Here is a 15,022-nt window from a genome sequence, read left to right as displayed (position 1 = left end):
TCGGGATGTCAGGAACCAAAATCCTTTGGGGGCAGGTGATCGTTGTCGGCCTGATCGTTTTGCTGGCCATCTGGGGCGCAACCGAGTGGACGGCCTGGCGGCTCGCCTGGCAATCGGAGCTTGGGCGGCCCTGGTTCGAACAGTCAGGCTTCAAGATCTATTACCCGCCAGTCTTCTTCTGGTGGTGGTTCGTCTACGACGCCTATGCGCCTCACGTCTTTGTCGAGGGGGCCTTTATCGCGGCGTCGGGGACCTTCGTTTCGATCGCGGTGGCAATCGGGATGTCGGTCTGGCGGGCGCGTGAAGCCAAGAATATCGAGACCTATGGTTCGGCGCGCTGGGCTGATGCGGAAGAGGTTCGAGCGGCCGGACTTCTCGGTCCGGATGGTGTGGTGCTCGGCAAACTCGATAGTCACTACCTCCGCCATGACGGACCGGAGCACGTATTGTGTTTTGCACCCACCCGGTCCGGCAAGGGTGTCGGCCTCGTCGTTCCTTCGTTGCTGGCTTGGCCTGGCTCGGCCATCGTCCACGACATCAAAGGTGAGAACTGGCAACTGACCGCCGGCTTTCGCTCGCGGCATGGCCGTGTCCTGTTGTTCGATCCCACCAACCCGAAGTCCTCCGCTTACAATCCACTCCTCGAAGTCCGGCGCGGGGAATGGGAGGTTCGCGACGTCCAGAACGTGGCCGACGTCCTGGTCGACCCCGAAGGCTCCCTCGACAAGCGGAACCATTGGGAGAAGACCAGTCATTCGCTCCTGGTCGGCGCCATCCTCCACGTCCTCTATGCCGAGGCAGACAAGACTCTGGCCGGCGTCGCTGCTTTCCTTTCCGACCCGAAGCGGCCGATCGAGGCAACGTTGAAGGCGATGATGACCACCGCGCATCTTGGCGGGCAGGGCGCCCATCCCGTGGTCGCCTCGACCGCGCGCGAACTTCTCAACAAGTCGGAGAATGAACGTTCCGGCGTCCTGTCCACTGCGATGTCGTTCCTCGGACTCTACCGCGATCCCGTCGTGGCTCAGGTGACCTGCCGCTGCGACTGGCGGATCGCTGATCTGATCGCAGATAGCTACCCGACGACGCTCTACCTCGTCGTGCCGCCCTCCGATATCTCGCGGACCAAGCCATTGATCCGCCTGGTGCTGAACCAGATCGGTCGACGGCTGACCGAAGACTTGCACGCCCGAGACCGTCGGCATCGAGTCCTGATGATGCTCGACGAGTTCCCGGCACTCGGGCGGCTTGATTTTTTCGAGTCAGCGCTCGCCTTCATGGCGGGCTATGGCATCAAAAGTTTCTTGATCGCGCAGTCGCTCAATCAGATCGAGAAGGCCTACGGGCCCAACAACGCCATCCTCGACAACTGTCACGTCCGCGTCAGCTTCGCGACCAACGACGAGCGGACCGCCAAGCGGGTTTCCGACGCGTTGGGCACGGCGACCGAGATGCGGGCGATGAAGAACTACGCCGGTCACAGGTTGAACCCGTGGCTGGGGCACCTGATGGTCTCACGGCAAGAGACGGCGAGGCCACTGCTGACCCCCGGCGAGGTCATGCAGCTTCCGCCGATGGACGAGATTGTCATGGTGGCGGGTACGCCGCCGATCCGGGCGAAGAAGGTCCGCTACTACGAGGATCGGCGGTTCACCGAGCGGGTTCTGCCGCCGCCCGATCCGGCGAGCGCCAGCCGATCACAGCGAACGGACGGATGGTCAGCGCTCGGACCGCTGAAGTCGACGGCAGGTCCAACTGACAAAGCTGCGGAGGCCGAGGAGGACACGGCGAACAGCGGACTCCGTCGTGAGCCCGAACTCCCCGATCACGTCGCGATCGCCAAGGAGACGACCGAACCGACACCGGCAGAAGAATTTGCTGCCGTTCTAGATGATGACGAGGATGCGGTCCGTCAGTCCCGGCTCATACGCCAACAGATGCGCGGTGTTGCCCGTCAAGTCGCCTTAGACCCGAATGACGGTATGGAGCTCTGAGGCGATATGCGCGACCGGATGAACGTCTACTTCCCGCCAGAACTGCTGAAACAGATCTCGGAACTCGCCGATCGCAAGAAGCTTTCTCGGTCTGCCATCGTGGAAGCGGCCGTCGCTTCCTTTCTGTCGCCGGACGGGGCGGACAGGCGGGAGGCGGCGTTTACGCGGCGCCTCGATCGGCTGTCGCGTCAGATGCAGAGGCTGGAGCGCGACGTCGGTTTGACAGCCGAGACCTTGGCCCTCTTCATCCGATTTTGGCTGACGATCACGCCACCGTTGCCCAACGATGCGCAGGCGGCGGCGCAGGCAAAGGGCAGGGAGCGCTTTGAGGGATTTGTCGAGGCGCTCGGGCGCCGCTTGCAAAAGGGGCAGAGCTTTCTACGCGAAATTCCGGAAGATATCCGCCGTCAGGAACCGGCCGACGAAACCTGACTGAGGGCTACAGGTATTCCATCGCGCCGTTCCTTCTTTTTCCTGCGCGAACCTGCGACCGCAGCAATTTAGCCGAACTGACAAAAAGCTGGTCGCGCTATCGGCTCGAAGGAGCTGAGAGCAGTAAGGGCTAGCATGCAGACCTCAATAACATGGCGTCGAATCGCGCGCGTATTTCTTCCCTTTGCCGCTGGATACTACCTTTCGTATCTGTTCCGCACGATCAACGCCTTGATCGCCGGTCATCTCAGTTCGGATGCCGGGCTTGGGACTGCCGACCTCGGCTTGCTTACGTCAGTCTACTTCCTCGTTTTCGCAGCGGCTCAAATCCCCGTGGGCATATTGTTGGATCGCTTTGGTCCGCGTCGTGTCCAGAGTTCACTGCTTTTGGTTGCCGCGACCGGCGCCGGACTATTCGCAGTCTCGACCAGTTTCCTGTCACTTTTGATCGCGCGTGCAATGATCGGACTCGGCATGGCGGCGGCGCTGACGGCTGGACTGAAGTCCATCATCCTTTGGTTTCCCAGGGACCGAGTAGCTTTGCTAAGCGGCTACATGATCATGCTGGGGTCGCTGGGAGCGGTGACCGCCACCACTCCCGCCGAACACCTGCTCACCTGGATGGACTGGAGGCAACTCTTCGAGATCCTAGCGGTCGCTACAACTGCGACGGCCATTCTTATCTACGTTGTGGTACCCGAACGCGGCATTGTCCCATCAACAGCGGGCGGCACTCTTAGCGCCGTTTTCGGCGATCGGCGCTTTTGGCGTATTGCCCCATTGTCGGCGACTTGCGTTGGATCGGCCTGGTCTCTGCAGGGATTGTGGGCATCGCCGTGGCTGACCGACGTGGAGGGGTTTGATCGCGCAAGTCTCGTCAGACAGCTTTTCATCATGTCGATCGTCCTTAGCGGCGGCGCCTGGTTGTTCGGTGTGGTGGTCCATTACATCAGACGAAGAGGAATCGGAGCAGAGATCATATTAGGGACGGTTACGGTGCTGTTTATCGCAGCCCAACTTGCCTTGATCCTACGAGCGCCCCTGCCGTCCACCTTGTCGTGGTCCGTTGTCGCAATTGTCGGAACGGCAACTGTGATCAGTTTCGCGGTGATAGCGGATTACTTTCCGCCGGAACTCGCCGGTCGCGCCAATGGCGCCTTGAACGTTCTGCACTTCGGTTGGGCATTTCTGGCCCAGTACGCGACGGGCCTGGTCTTGGAGCAGTGGCCCTCGGAGGACGGCCATAGGTCCGTTGTGGCCTATCAAGTCGCGTTCGGCGTCAACGTGGGAATCCAGATCGCAGCGCTGGCGTGGTTCACGCTCCCTTGGCTTCGATCCATCGCTTCGTGGATGAGTTCAACTGCTTTCTTCATGCCGGCCAACGTTTCCGAAGCCGTCGATACTGTCTTTTATGAGGTGTCGGCCGTGTTCACAGATGAGGGTGCCGAGTGGTGAGCAATAGCGAACTGGCACGATCAACAGGCCTCAAATTCCTGTTCTAAGTCTTTCTTTTTCTACGCCAGCCCACGATCAGCGAAAACACTCGTTGCTCTAGATCGTTTGGTGCCTTTTCTAATCATCCCATCTGAGGGCGCCTTTGGACGTCCTCATTCGGTGGGGACGACGGTGGCAATCCATTCCTTTCAATCGGAAGCGAATTCGCGCGGTGCGCGAATGTTGCGTAGCGCACTTGGCGCGGCGATTGCGGGCTACCTCGAAGATGAAACAATCATCGAGGTCATGCTCAATCCCGACGGGCGGCTATGGATCGACCGGTTGTCCAGTGGCCTGATTGACACCGGCGAAACTCTATCGGCAGCGGATGGCGAGCGCATTGTTCGCCTGGTAGCGCATCACGTGGGCGCCGAGGTGCATGCCGGCGCGCCACGGGTTTCGGCCGAATTGCCCGGGACCGGCGAGCGCTTCGAAGGTCTCCTGCCTCCGGTCGTCGCTGCGCCTGCCTTTGCCATCCGCAAGCCGGCGGTCGCCGTGTTTACGCTCGACGACTACGTCGCCAAGGGCATCATGAATTTAGAGCAGGCCAAGATCCTTAGGGGTGCGGTGGCCGCTCGTAAGAACATCCTCGTCGCCGGTGGAACATCGACCGGAAAGACAACGTTGACGAATGCGCTGCTGGCGGAGGTGGCGAAGACCACCGATCGGGTCGTGCTGATCGAAGATACACGCGAACTTCAGTGCAAGGCGCCCAATCTTGTAGCCTTGCGGACCAAAGATGGCGTTGCGACGCTTTCGGATCTTGTCCGCTCCTCGCTGCGACTGCGACCGGATCGCATCCCGATTGGAGAGGTTCGCGGTGCCGAAGCGCTCGACTTGCTTAAGGCTTGGGGGACCGGTCACCCCGGCGGTATCGGGACCATCCATGCGGGCAGCGGGCTCGGCGCGCTGCGGCGGCTCGAGCAACTGATCCAGGAAGCTGTCATCACGGTTCCGCGTGCCCTGATAGCCGAGACCATCAACCTCATTGCTGTGCTTGCGGGACGCGGCGCTGACCGCCGCCTCGCTGAGCTCGCCCTCGTCATGGGGCTCGGGGCCGCTGGCGACTACAGCCTTTCATCAGCAGGAGACTGACATGCGTTTGGAATTTCGCGTTCTTCGGCAGACCGCATCGCTGGCCGCGTCCGGCGTGGTGCTTTTGGCGACGGCGCCGGCCTGGGCGGCCGGCTCGAACATGCCGTGGGAGCAGCCCCTCAATCAGATCCTGCAATCTGTGGAGGGGCCAGTCGCCAAGATCATTGCCGTCATCATTATCGTCGTGACTGGGCTCACGCTCGCGTTTGGGGATTCGTCGGGTGGCTTCCGCAGGCTGATCCAGATCGTGTTCGGTCTGTCGATCGCGTTCGCGGCCTCGAGCTTCTTCCTTTCGTTCTTCTCCTTCGGCGGCGGCGTGGTGATCTGATGGATGAACCCGTCGTAGGTTTTGTCGTGCCCGTTCACCGCGCGCTCACTGAGCCGCTCCTGGTGGGCGGCGCGCCGCGGTCGGTCGCGATTGTCAACGGCACGCTTGCCGCGGCCCTTGGACTTGGATTGCGGCTTTGGATCGCGGGTCTTGTCCTCTGGTTCATCGGCCACATGGCCGCCGTCTGGGCCGCCAAGCGCGATCCCGCCTTCGTCGATGTGGTGCGCCGACATCTGCGCATTCCCGGCCATCTCAACGCCTGAGCACTCAGTCATGATGAATCTCGCCGAATACCGCCATTCGAACGCGCGTCTCGCCGACTTCTTGCCATGGGCAGCCCTGGTCGACGAGGGGGTTATCCTGAATAAGGACGGTTCGTTTCAACGGACGGCCAAATTCCGGGGGCCCGACCTCGACAGCGCAGTGCCGGCCGAGCTTGTTGCCGTCGCGGGTCGCCTGAACAACGCCTTGCGCCGGTTGGGATCAGGCTGGGCCGTATTCGTTGAGGCGCAGCGTCATTTTGCGGGCGCTTACCCGCCGAACACCTTTCCTGACGTCGCGTCAGCGCTGGTCGATGCCGAACGCAAAGCTCAATTTGAGGAGGCCGGCGCCCACTATGAGTCCAGCTTTTTCCTGACCTTCCTCTATTTGCCTCCAGAGGAGGGGGCGGCCAAGGCCGAGCGGCTGCTTTATGAGGGTCGCGATCGTACGGCTGGTGCAGATGCTCGCGAGGTACTTCGCGGGTTCATCGATCAAACCAATCGCGTCCTTCAGCTCGTTGAAGGGTTCATGCCCGAATGCGCCTGGCTCGATGATCAGGACACGCTGACCTACCTGCACTCGACGATTTCGACCAAGCGTCATCGCGTTCGGGTGCCCGAAATTCCCATGTACATCGATGCGCTATTGGCCGACCAGCCGCTCACGGGCGGGCTCGAGCCGATGCTGGGCTCAGCCAATGTCCGGGTTCTGACGATTGTCGGCTTTCCCGGCGCGACAACGCCGGGAATTCTGGACGACCTGAATCGCCTGCCATTCTCGTATCGCTGGTCGACCCGGGCGATCATGCTCGACAAGACCGATGCCACCAAGCTGCTGACCAAGATTCGCCGGCAATGGTTCGCCAAGAGAAAATCCATCGGCGCCATTCTCAAGGAGGTCATGACCAACGAGGCATCGACGCTGCTCGATACTGACGCCCAGAACAAGGCGATCGACGCCGATGCCGCCCTACAGGAACTCGGTTCGGATCAGATCGGACAAGCCTTTGTTACGGCGACCGTCACCGTGTGGGACGGCGATCCGGGTGCAGCCGATGAAAAGCTGCGGCTGGTCGAGAAGGTCATTCAGGGTCGCGATTTCACCTGCATGAGCGAGACGGTGAACGCTGTCGAAGCCTGGCTCGGCAGTTTGCCCGGGCATGTCTACGCCAACGTGCGGCAGCCACCGGTGTCGACGCTCAACCTCGCCCACATGATCCCGATGTCGGCCGTGTGGGCCGGCGAGGCGAGGGATCTGCACTTCAGGGGTCCGCCGCTCCTGTTTGGGAAGACCGAGGGATCGACACCGTTCCGGTTCTCGCTCCATGTCGGGGACGTCGGTCATACCCTGGTGGTGGGGCCGACGGGCGCCGGAAAATCGGTGCTGCTGGCCTTGATGGCACTCCAGTTCCGCCGTTACCCGAGCTCTCAGGTCTTTGCGTTCGATTTTGGTGGCTCGATCCGGGCGGCCGCGCTCGCCATGGGTGGCGACTGGCACGATCTCGGCGGTGCGTTGTCTGACGGAGGCGACCAACCCGTCGCCCTGCAACCCCTGGCCTGGATCGACGATCCCTCCGAGCGAGGATGGGCGACGGAATGGATCTGCGCGATCCTGGCGCGGGAAAAAATCGAGATCACTCCGGAGGTCAAGGATCATCTTTGGTCGGCTCTAACGTCTCTCGCCTCGGCGCCGATGCAGGAACGCACCCTGACGGGCCTGTCGGTCCTGCTGCAATCCAATTCCCTGAAACGTGCCCTGCAACCCTATTGCCTGGGCGGTCCCTCCGGGCGCCTGCTTGATGCCGAATTCGAACGCCTTGGCGAGGCCTCGGTCCAGGCGTTTGAGACCGAAGGGCTGATCGGAACGAGCGCGGCCCCGGCCGTGTTGGCCTATCTGTTCCATCGCATTGGGGATCGTCTCGACGGCCGGCCGACGCTCCTGATTGTCGATGAAGGTAACCGCGCAGGTCACCGAGAATGTTTTTGATACGCCGACTGGCCGTTTTCTGCTTGTGCCTCAGGGAGCGCGTCTAATCGGCATGTATGATAGTCAGGTCACGTTCGGCCAGTCCCGCGTTCTGTTGGTCTGGACCCGGCTGATCATGCCGAATGGACGTTCAATCGTTCTCGAGCGACCACCCGGCGCTGACTCCGCAGGATATGCAGGCCTCGAAGACCAGGTCGACAATCACTGGGGCGAACTCTTCAAGGCAGCGGTACTATCGACGTTTCTGGCGGTCGGTACCGAGCTAGGGGCCGGCTCGGACACCAATAGCAACGACAGCGCCATCATCCAGGCACTGCGGCACGGCGCCTCCGATTCGCTGAATCAAACCGGACAACAGGTGGTTCGGCGCAGTCTCAACATCCAACCCACTCTAACCGTGCGATCTGGCTTTCCAGTTCGCGTTCTCGTCAATCGTGACCTCATACTTGTGCCGTACGGAGGGTAACGGCATGCCCAAGCTTAAAATAGCAGCACTGCTCGACGACAAGCCGGTCAAAGTCGCCACTGAACTACCGGCATCAGTACATCGGGATCTCGTTGCCTATGCAGAGGCCTTGGCAAGCGAAAGCGGGCAGCGCATCGATCCGGCGAAACTGATCGCACCGATGCTGGCGCGCTTTATGGCTACGGACCGCGGATTTGCAAAGGCGAGACGAGCCGGTCACCTCTCGAGAGCCGAGGGAAGCGAGGCATAGCGCTCTGCCAACAGATTGAGGAAACGGTTTAGAGCCGGATTTTCATTGTCATCGCGCCAATGCGCAAAGAAGTCCACCCGGCTAGGTCCCGTCCCGTCGTGCAATTCCCGGTACACAAGCCCAGCGAAATTTGCGCCGATATCCGATTCCATCACCAGACTGACCCCCATGCCCATACTCGTCAGATTTTTGATAATGCCGCGGCTTACGTCGTGGCGCTCTACTGCGGGCCGGTCGTCAGGTGAGGCGAGCTTCGAAATCAGGAGATCCTCGAGCTCTCGTCCAGGATCAATCTTGCTTAGAAGTATCTTTTCGTTACGCAAATCTGCCCAATAGATGGTCTCGCACGCCGCTAGGCAGTGATCCTGAGGCAACGAGATCAAGATACGCTCGCTCCACAGCAGTAGTGATTTGACGTCCGTTGAAGCCAGAAGTCCAGGGCTAACGACGACGTCGACGGTCCCGTTACGCAGCGCGGTCATCAGATGAAAGCGAGAACGTTCCATCGTTGCCAATTCGATCTGCGGGAGCCGCTTCTTAAATTCACCTATCGTCGCTCGCAAATTGCCGGTAGACACGGACGTGTAGAAGCCAATAACAAGATGGCCGGTATCGCCGCGACCACCAGACCTACCGGTTTCAACGAGTATGTCGACCTGTTCCAGGATCAGCCGCGCAATTCGCAAAACCGCTTGGCCAGCGATAGTGGGCTTGATTCCTCCGCTGGAGCGCTCGAATAGTGAAGTCCCAACCAGATATTCAAGCTGACCGATGGATCGGCTCAGGACAGTGTGCTTGATCGAAAGGACATCAGCGGCTCGTCGAAAGCTCCCGTGGTCGCTGGCAACCACAGCGTATCGAAGCTGTTGCAGGTCAATCGCGCTCGCTGTGTTCCGCCGATCGTGTCGGATCCCGGTTTCTGTCATTTTCGAAGCTCGGTAACAAACCACAAGACAGGAAGTCCCCAATCCAGGCGAGGACTTCTATCTTAGGCGGCAGCGAAGATTACTGGCGTCCAGAGAGTCGGTGTCGAAAGACCTCCGGCCTTACGGAGATTCCGGAGAACTTCGCTCGAAATCGCGAGGTAACCCGCCAAGGCCACGGTGTTGCCGATTGTGGCCGGATTGCCAATGCGTCGCAGCGGCCAACCGACCCGTCGAAGGATTCGCTCCATCCGGATATCTGTGACAGTAACGATATCAGTGAGTTGTCGTGAGAGCCCGAACTCGACCATTCCGGCAAACAGCTCGTATGCGGCGCGAGTTATGCCGTGATTTCCTTTGGGGGCGTCGGCTGCAATGTCGATAGCGAACCTGCTGCTTTCCCATATTAGCGAAGTTGACGGCGCGGGTTGACCTTCGAGAAGCGCGGGAAAGGTGTCGCGAAGCATGGTCGGGCCAAGCGTGGGGAGCAGGCGTACGGAACCTTGCACTTGGCCGTTTTCATCCACCTGGATTAGATAGTCAGGATGCAGCGCGTCGAATTCGTCGATCTCCATGTCGCCGCTGGTCTCAACTTCCCATGCCATGCGCAGTTTGAAGATACGATGCCGCAACCGATGCATCTCAACGAGGGTGTCGGAAAGCTCTCCGTACGAAGGTGGTGTGATCAACTGGATCATAATCCCTCCAGAAGTGATGAATAGCCTTCTTTGAAGCGCGATTATCGCCTCAAATCATCACCTGTAGTTGTAGGGGGAGGGCACCCTAATTTTGCTTTTTTCTATTTGCAGCCGCCAAGTGCGTCACCGCCTGCGTGATTGTGCGAACGCCGAGCTTTTCCTTCGCATTCTCTAAGTAATACGCAACTGTGTTGCGCGAGATACCGAGAATGCAGCCGATCTCCCAAGAGCTCTTTCCTCGAGCCGCCCACTCCAAACATTCTACTTCGCGGCGCGACAGTCGAATTCCGTCGAGACCGCGTTCGCTTCCGAGCTTGCGACGAACGTGAGCATGAAAATACATCGCCATGAGTTGAAGGACATGCGTGTACGAATCAATGCATTTATCGAACTGCGGCCGGCTCTCGTCAGTAGCGAAAGTCAATGCGGAGATTGGCCCATGCCCATCGTGAATGGGGACCGTGAAGCCAAACCGAATTCCGAATTGCGCGGCTTCGTCGAATAGTCGCAGTTGCTCTTTTGAATTTGTTCGTGATCGAAAATCGATTCCCCATCGAAAGGGCTCCGGGCTCTGAAGGGCTTCTCTAATGACCGGATCGATGACTTGATACTTCTTGTCTAGATAATGGGTCGTCCATCGCGTTGGATATGTTGAGATGAGTCGGGGCTTCCTGTTTTCTTCGCTCTGGAGAGAGAGATAAGCGAAACACGATAGGTCCAAAGCTGATGCTGTTTTCGCCAGCGCGTTGGAGAAGCCTTCGGCATCTTCGGCGCCTACTATTGCATCAATGAATTCTTGGAAGACACTATGCATATGCTTTCCCTTAGACCGGTATGCGCAGAAGCCTTGTAGGCGGCTCACCGTAGCGTCGTCGCGGTGTTACGCTTGAGCACGCCTGGCCCGCCGGACCTAAAGAAAAGCCTGCTAACGCCAAGCAGCACACGCCTCCGTAGCTAGCGACGAAGGAAATTAGGCAAAACCTGGCCCGCGCGGGACGCGCCAATCACAGTGCGATCTCCCATGTGAAGCCATGGCTAGTGCGTGGGTTTCTGCGGCCGCGAGGACCGCCTGATCGATAGGGTTTGCGCCGGCAGAACAGGTGTAGATCAGAGGTCGCCGCGGCCGAGCAGCGCGTGCAGCGCGGCCTGCCGCATAGTGGAGAAGATCGACTCCTCGTCGAGGCCCTTCCTAAGCGTCGCAGCCGTGTTGAGCATGGAGAACACGGCCTGGGTCAGCAGTCGTGCCTCGGGTTCGGACAGGTCGGGCCGCAGCGGGATTATCACGGAAATCCACTCTTCGGCGTACAACGCCATCTCGCGCCGGATCCGTCTGTGGTCGTGTTCGGGAAGAGCGTGCTCGTTCTTGGTGAAGATCAGCGTGCTTGGTGGTCCTTTAAGGATCAGCCGGATGTGCGACTCGACCATCGCTATCATGGCGGCCTTTGGGTCCTTCGTCGTCTCCGCGATCCGTTTCGCAACCTCGTGCACGATCTGCGTCGGTTCCTCCAGAACCGCGATCAGGACTGCCTGCTTGTTCTGGAAGTGACGATACAATCCAGGACCAGTGATGCCGGCGCGCGCAGCGATCATTTCAACTGTGACCGCGTCATATGAGTGCTGCAGGAAGAGCTCAGCAGCGACCGCGATCAACTGCTCGCGCCGCCCGCTGCTGTATGCCCGCTTGATCGGTAATGGCTGAATATTCATTGAGGCGCACCGTACCACGTGGCGGGCGCGAAGCACCGCGTCATCCTGCGCGCCAGCATCGTCTGTCCCGAGCTCAATGAACGGATCATGTGAACATCTCATTTTATCCTCATGTAAATCTATATTCACTTTCTAGGCCGCCGCCAGATCACTAAGGCGAGGGGCGTGAATATTTCCATTGCGCGCTTATCGGCCATTATATCGGTAACAGAGCAAATATCGCAAAGAACGGTTCTAGATGGTCGGCGCCGAAAGGTTGTTGACAGGACGTGATTGCCGGCCATAAAGTTAGTGCGAATTAACATTGTGGTCCCGAAGGAGGCACAACGCATGCGGTTCATCTTCTTCAGTGAGGGGGAGACCCAGCCGGGACACACCCACGCGCACCGCTATCGCGAGCTCATCGACGAAGTAATTCTGGCGGAGAGAGTCGGATTCGACGCGTTCGGGTGCTCCGAACAGCATTTCGCGATCGGCACGGCCTCGACCTCCGCTCCCGAGGTGATCTACCCGTACATGATGGCGCTAACCAGTCGGATCCAGTTCATCCACCTGATCACGCCGCTTCCCAAGAAGATCAATCACGCGCTGCGCGTCGCGGAGCGACTGGCGACCGAGGATATCCTGTCGAACGGCCGCGTCGGGCTTGCCGTTGGCCGCGGCAACACCACCCTCGCGCTGCGCGCCTTCGAGGTCGACCCCGAGGAGACCAAGGCGCAGCAGATGGAGGGCATTGAGGTTATTCGCCGGGCCCTATCGAACGACATCTTCTCTTTTGTCGGCGAGCACTACAAGATTCCGCCGCGCAGCCTGACGCCCAAGCACGTGACGCTGCCCTATCCGCCGATCATGATGGCGACCTCGAGCCCGCAATCGGTCACCGCCGCGGCGCGCATGGGCATCGGCGCCATGATGGGTGGCGGGTATAGCGGATTCGCGTCGGTGCAGAGGTCGGCCGAGCTCTATGACAAGGAGCTTGCGAGCGCCGAGCACGCATACCCCGTGCAGGCGCAGAAGGTGGCAGTGATATCCGGCGGAATGCATTGCGCGGATACAAACGAGGAGGCCGAGCAGTGGGCGACAACGCTAGCCCATAGCGTCGCCTTGTCCATCGACGCCTATGAGCGGCTGTCGAAGCTGTCCGCCGACTACGGATCGCTCGGCAAGATCAAGGATATCGACTTCAAGAACGAGCGCTATTTGTTCGACGAGTCGGGGAGCTTCATCGTCGGTGACGTCGAGACCTGCGCCAAGCAGGTCCAGCGGTACGTCGACATGGGCATCGACGCGCTCGCGCTGCGCATCGACGGCATGCCGCACAAGGAGCTGATGAAGTCGATCGAGCTGTTCGGCAAGTACGTCATCCCGAGATTCAAAAACCCTCGGTCCGTCGTGCGCAAGTCCGATGCGATCCTTGCAGACATCCGCGCCGCCCGCCCCGCTCACTATGCCGAGCGTGAGGCTTTCGAGAACGCCAGGGCGGCCGCCGGGACAGTCGATGGCGCCGTCCGCAATCCTGCGGCTTAGGCCTGCCGCCTATCTGAAAAACTGGAGACTGAAATGAAAGACAAAAAATATGAAGGCTTGCTCGTAGAGATGCGTCCGAGCGGTGTGGCCGTAATAACCATGAACCGGCCTGAAATCCTCAATGCCATCAATTGGCCCATGCATACCGCGCTGGAGGAGGTGTTCGTAGACGTTGATAACGACCCCGCGGTGAAGGCCATTGTGCTCACCGGCGCTGGTCGCGGGTTCTGTTCAGGGGGCGATCAGAACGCGCTTGATACCGGCGGGCATCCGATATCGCCCACGCGCTCGGGCCGGCATCTCATCAGGAACATCCTCGAAGTCGAGTCCCCCGTGATCGCTGCCGTGAACGGCGTGGCGGTCGGGTTGGGCGCCACGCTCGCCCTGTTTTGCGACGTCATCTTCGCCCAGCCGAGCGCCCGTTTCGCCGATACGCATGTTACGGCCGGCGTTGTCGCCGGAGATGGGGGCGCTGTCATCTGGCCGCTTCTTCTGGGTCCGGCGCGGGCCAAGCATTTCTTGATGACAGGTGACTTCATTTCGGCGGAAGACGCGGCGGCTGCAGGGATGATCAACAAGGTCGTGCCGGAAGGTACTGTTCTCAATCATGCGATCGGATACGCCGAACTGCTCGCGAGCGGTCCCCGAAACGCGATCGTCTGGACAAAATACAGCGTCAACAAGCTGCTCAAGGAGCAGGTGCATCTCAATCTCGACACCGCGATGGCGCTCGAGGCGCTGACCTTCAAGAGTCCCGATCGCAAAGAAGCCGTCGCGGCGTTTCGGGAGAAACGCAAGCGCTTCGCGGAAGGCAAAAGCTGACGTGAGCCGGCTGCGATGCAGCGGTGCCCGGCTCCGGTGCATCACGATACCCCGCTAAATCGAAGTTTGGCAGGCGTTCAGCGAGAAGCGGTCGCCGCGCCTTCCCTCGACTCACGGCGAGGGTGGCTCCGCCACCCGCCGAGGCAATCAGACACGAGAGAAATCCGATGACGGCTCTATCCGCACGGCACGAAAACGATCTGGCTGCCGGGCTATGGACGGCGGACTACGACGGCGTCGTGGTCGCGACGCTCGACAGGCCTCCGGCGAACGCCCTGAGCCGCACGCTGTTGCTCGCTATGACGGCGCTGTTCCGGGATCGTGGCCAGAGCGACCCGGCGCCGATAGTGATCACCGGTGCCGGGACGCGGTTCTTCTGCGCCGGCGGTGACATCAAGGAAGCTGACGGAGCCACCGCGGACCCGGTCGAAGACCGAATGCAGGGTTTCCATAACCTTCTTGTCTCGATGGAGCGATACCCGGCGCCGGTGATCGCCGCCATTAATGGCGACTGTGTCGGCGGCGGCGTGGAGTACGCGCTCTTCGCGGATGTGGTACTCGCGACGCCTCACGCCCGGTTCGGATTCCCCGAGATCAGACACGGCCTTCTGCCCGCGGATAAGGGAATCCAGCGCCTCATCCGGTTGATCGGGATGCGGCGCGCACGTGACCTGCTGCTGAACGGTGAGCTCGTTGACGCCGAGCAGGCGGCACGGTGGGGCCTCGTCGACGCGATTGTCGAGCCTGCGCGACTGGTGGCGGAGGCGCTTGACCGGGCCCGAGAGGCCGGCCGCCGAGCACCTGTTCTCTATGCGGCGCTTAAGCAGGCCGTAAACGACTACGACGACGTCGTTGATCAACGTCAGGCCGAGCTGACGCTGGCCAAGGCCACCTCGTGGTTCAACGACCCCGTGGCCCGAGGCCTCCGCGAAGGATGGAGACAGGCGCGGGCGTCGTCGCAGCCTTCAGACGAAGGGGCGCCAGCCCCAAACCTCACCACATCCAGGCCGCTAGGTCTGCACGGTTCGGAGCGATGACC

At 60.4% G+C, this 15,022-nt stretch carries 14 protein-coding genes and 2 pseudogenes; 12 read left to right on the top strand and 4 right to left on the bottom strand.

All coding sequences use genetic code 11. From position 1 onward, the window contains the following. Positions 1-5 precede the first annotated feature (5 nt). The 9 genes and pseudogenes from ACVWY5_RS23970 to ACVWY5_RS23930 all read left to right on the top strand — a co-directional run bounded on the left by ACVWY5_RS23970 (position 6) and on the right by ACVWY5_RS23930 (position 8,306). The gene (locus ACVWY5_RS23970) at positions 6-1,994 is read left to right on the top strand and encodes a conjugal transfer protein TraG (protein ID WP_431014826.1); all 1,989 of its coding nucleotides are present in this window, start codon (positions 6-8) and stop codon (positions 1,992-1,994) included. 6 nt (positions 1,995-2,000) lie between these two features. Continuing rightward, the gene (locus tag ACVWY5_RS23965) at positions 2,001-2,426 is read left to right on the top strand and encodes a ribbon-helix-helix domain-containing protein (RefSeq protein ID WP_370986088.1); all 426 of its coding nucleotides are present in this window, start codon (positions 2,001-2,003) and stop codon (positions 2,424-2,426) included. Between the two features lie 135 nt (positions 2,427-2,561). Next, positions 2,562-3,881 (top strand): MFS transporter, encoded by a 1,320-nt coding sequence (locus ACVWY5_RS23960; RefSeq protein ID WP_431014825.1) that lies wholly within the window; start codon positions 2,562-2,564, stop codon positions 3,879-3,881. A gap of 219 nt (positions 3,882-4,100) precedes the next feature. Further along, positions 4,101-5,015: a P-type conjugative transfer ATPase TrbB gene (gene trbB, locus ACVWY5_RS23955; RefSeq protein ID WP_411780851.1), complete on the top strand. Its 915-nt coding sequence runs from the start codon at positions 4,101-4,103 to the stop codon at positions 5,013-5,015. Between the two features lies 1 nt (position 5,016). Next, on the top strand, positions 5,017-5,343 hold the full coding sequence (locus ACVWY5_RS23950; protein ID WP_411780833.1) for a TrbC/VirB2 family protein: 327 nt from the start codon (positions 5,017-5,019) through the stop codon (positions 5,341-5,343). Further along, positions 5,343-5,606: a VirB3 family type IV secretion system protein gene (locus ACVWY5_RS23945; RefSeq protein ID WP_431014824.1), complete on the top strand. Its 264-nt coding sequence runs from the start codon at positions 5,343-5,345 to the stop codon at positions 5,604-5,606. The genes ACVWY5_RS23950 and ACVWY5_RS23945 overlap by 1 nt, the downstream gene beginning before the upstream one ends. 10 nt (positions 5,607-5,616) lie before the next feature. After that, positions 5,617-7,560, top strand: a pseudogene (trbE, locus tag ACVWY5_RS23940) (conjugal transfer protein TrbE); the annotation flags it as partial. After that, a pseudogene (locus ACVWY5_RS23935) lies at positions 7,556-8,056 on the top strand (TrbI/VirB10 family protein); the annotation flags it as partial. The pseudogenes trbE and ACVWY5_RS23935, both read left to right, overlap by 5 nt. A 4-nt stretch (positions 8,057-8,060) precedes the next feature. Beyond that, on the top strand, positions 8,061-8,306 hold the full coding sequence (locus ACVWY5_RS23930) for a DUF2274 domain-containing protein (RefSeq protein ID WP_080667323.1): 246 nt from the start codon (positions 8,061-8,063) through the stop codon (positions 8,304-8,306). On the opposite strand, the gene ACVWY5_RS23925 is transcribed toward ACVWY5_RS23930, so the two are convergent. The 4 genes from ACVWY5_RS23925 to ACVWY5_RS23910 all read right to left on the bottom strand — a co-directional run bounded on the left by ACVWY5_RS23925 (position 8,273) and on the right by ACVWY5_RS23910 (position 11,634). After that, positions 8,273-9,232 carry a LysR family transcriptional regulator gene (locus ACVWY5_RS23925; protein WP_028337749.1) on the bottom strand — a complete coding sequence of 320 codons (960 nt, stop codon included), beginning with the start codon at positions 9,230-9,232 and terminating at the stop codon, positions 8,273-8,275. The two genes, ACVWY5_RS23930 and ACVWY5_RS23925, sit on opposite strands and share 34 nt — an antisense overlap. Before the next feature lie 62 nt (positions 9,233-9,294). Beyond that, entirely contained in the window at positions 9,295-9,927 is a 633-nt protein-coding gene (locus tag ACVWY5_RS23920; RefSeq protein ID WP_028337748.1) for an acyl-homoserine-lactone synthase, read from the bottom strand. 85 nt (positions 9,928-10,012) lie between these two features. After that, positions 10,013-10,741, bottom strand: coding sequence for a LuxR family transcriptional regulator (locus ACVWY5_RS23915; protein WP_080667322.1), 729 nt, complete (start codon positions 10,739-10,741; stop codon positions 10,013-10,015). Between the two features lie 293 nt (positions 10,742-11,034). After that, positions 11,035-11,634 (bottom strand): TetR/AcrR family transcriptional regulator, encoded by a 600-nt coding sequence (locus ACVWY5_RS23910; protein ID WP_018272733.1) that lies wholly within the window; start codon positions 11,632-11,634, stop codon positions 11,035-11,037. A gap of 330 nt (positions 11,635-11,964) precedes the next feature. Here ACVWY5_RS23910 and ACVWY5_RS23905 point away from each other — a divergent pair, with 330 nt between their 5' ends. The 3 genes from ACVWY5_RS23905 (at position 11,965) to ACVWY5_RS23895 (ending at position 15,020) form a co-directional block, all read left to right on the top strand. Then, positions 11,965-13,161 (top strand): LLM class flavin-dependent oxidoreductase, encoded by a 1,197-nt coding sequence (locus tag ACVWY5_RS23905; protein ID WP_028337747.1) that lies wholly within the window; start codon positions 11,965-11,967, stop codon positions 13,159-13,161. A gap of 33 nt (positions 13,162-13,194) precedes the next feature. After that, positions 13,195-13,983: an enoyl-CoA hydratase/isomerase family protein gene (locus ACVWY5_RS23900; RefSeq protein WP_028337746.1), complete on the top strand. Its 789-nt coding sequence runs from the start codon at positions 13,195-13,197 to the stop codon at positions 13,981-13,983. A 167-nt stretch (positions 13,984-14,150) separates the two neighbouring features. Then, a complete protein-coding gene (locus tag ACVWY5_RS23895; RefSeq protein WP_028337745.1) occupies positions 14,151-15,020 on the top strand; it encodes an enoyl-CoA hydratase/isomerase family protein in 870 nt (289 codons plus the stop codon). Positions 15,021-15,022 lie beyond the last annotated feature (2 nt).

This window comes from Bradyrhizobium sp. USDA 3256 (assembly GCF_054058275.1).
Note: the sequence above shows the minus strand (reverse complement) of the source record. Positions and strands in the feature narration are given on the sequence as shown.

Excerpts from the sequence above, each read along its gene's own strand:
- ACVWY5_RS23930 (WP_080667323.1), top strand. The coding sequence starts at position 8,061 with ATGCCCAAGCTTAAAATAGCAGCACTGCTCGACGACAAGCCGGTCAAA.
- ACVWY5_RS23970 (WP_431014826.1), top strand. The coding sequence starts at position 6 with ATGTCAGGAACCAAAATCCTTTGGGGGCAGGTGATCGTTGTCGGCCTG.
- ACVWY5_RS23910 (WP_018272733.1), bottom strand. The coding sequence starts at position 11,634 with ATGAATATTCAGCCATTACCGATCAAGCGGGCATACAGCAGCGGGCGG.
- ACVWY5_RS23945 (WP_431014824.1), top strand. The coding sequence starts at position 5,343 with ATGGATGAACCCGTCGTAGGTTTTGTCGTGCCCGTTCACCGCGCGCTC.
- ACVWY5_RS23925 (WP_028337749.1), bottom strand. The coding sequence starts at position 9,232 with ATGACAGAAACCGGGATCCGACACGATCGGCGGAACACAGCGAGCGCG.
- ACVWY5_RS23905 (WP_028337747.1), top strand. The coding sequence starts at position 11,965 with ATGCGGTTCATCTTCTTCAGTGAGGGGGAGACCCAGCCGGGACACACC.
- ACVWY5_RS23965 (WP_370986088.1), top strand. The coding sequence starts at position 2,001 with ATGCGCGACCGGATGAACGTCTACTTCCCGCCAGAACTGCTGAAACAG.
- ACVWY5_RS23915 (WP_080667322.1), bottom strand. The coding sequence starts at position 10,741 with ATGCATAGTGTCTTCCAAGAATTCATTGATGCAATAGTAGGCGCCGAA.
- ACVWY5_RS23900 (WP_028337746.1), top strand. The coding sequence starts at position 13,195 with ATGAAAGACAAAAAATATGAAGGCTTGCTCGTAGAGATGCGTCCGAGC.
- ACVWY5_RS23895 (WP_028337745.1), top strand. The coding sequence starts at position 14,151 with ATGACGGCTCTATCCGCACGGCACGAAAACGATCTGGCTGCCGGGCTA.
- ACVWY5_RS23960 (WP_431014825.1), top strand. The coding sequence starts at position 2,562 with ATGCAGACCTCAATAACATGGCGTCGAATCGCGCGCGTATTTCTTCCC.
- ACVWY5_RS23920 (WP_028337748.1), bottom strand. The coding sequence starts at position 9,927 with ATGATCCAGTTGATCACACCACCTTCGTACGGAGAGCTTTCCGACACC.
- trbB (WP_411780851.1), top strand. The coding sequence starts at position 4,101 with ATGTTGCGTAGCGCACTTGGCGCGGCGATTGCGGGCTACCTCGAAGAT.
- ACVWY5_RS23950 (WP_411780833.1), top strand. The coding sequence starts at position 5,017 with ATGCGTTTGGAATTTCGCGTTCTTCGGCAGACCGCATCGCTGGCCGCG.